At 66.7% G+C, this 807-nt stretch carries 1 protein-coding gene; it reads left to right on the top strand.

What is annotated here, in order from left to right:
* Positions 1–224: 224 nt before the first annotated feature.
* Positions 225–807 (top strand): glycogen/starch/alpha-glucan phosphorylase (locus FFK22_RS42000; protein ID WP_143957022.1); only part of this gene is annotated, 583 nt, incomplete at its 3' end.

Here is an 807-nt window from a genome sequence, read left to right as displayed (position 1 = left end):
CCTTCGGGTGCTGGCGGCGCGCTGGCTCGGCCTGCCGCCGCAGGCCGGACAGCACTTTCTCCTCGGCACGGGGACACTCAGCGTGCTCGGCGACTATCGCGGCGTACCCGCCGTGCGGATCTGGAACGGACCTCTCGGGACCTAGCGCTGCCGATCCCGCTCGATGCCGTGCGAGACGAAAGCAGGGACCGGGACGGCACCCGCGTCCCGGGAGGAACGAGGCCATGGGCAGCGACAGGAAGACGGCCAAGCTGGCAACGCCAGGCGCATCGGCGACCGATCAAGACAAGATTCTCGAACAATATGGATGCGGTCCGATCCGGTTTACCGGTGCGGGGGATGCCCTCTATGAACGGCATCTTCTGTTCGACAGCCTCGTCGATCCCGGGGCGGTGGGGCCGCGAGAGCGCTATGAGGCGATCGCCCGGTCCGTGCGGGACGTCCTCTCGCAGCGGTGGATGCGGACGGAGCAGACCTACAATCGCGAGAACCCCAAGCGCATCTACTATCTTTCGATGGAGTTCCTGATCGGGCGCTCCCTGTCCAACAACATCGCGAACCTCCTGCTCGCCCCGATTGCGCAGCGGGCGATCGGGGAGAAGGGCATCGACTGGCTCGCTGCGCTCGAGCAGGAACCCGATGCCGGGCTGGGGAACGGTGGGCTGGGCCGGTTGGCGGCCTGCTTCCTCGACTCCATGGCCACGATGCAGTTGCCGGCGATGGGCTATGGGCTCCGGTACGAGTACGGGATCTTCAGGCAGGCCATCCGCAATGGCTGGCAGCAGGAGCAGCCGGACAACTGGCTCA

This window comes from Mycobacterium sp. KBS0706, from assembly GCF_005938675.2.
Lineage (GTDB): Bacteria > Pseudomonadota > Alphaproteobacteria > DSM-16000 > Inquilinaceae > Inquilinus.
The sequence above is the reverse complement of the archived record's forward strand: the minus strand, read 5'-3'. Positions and strand labels throughout refer to the sequence as shown.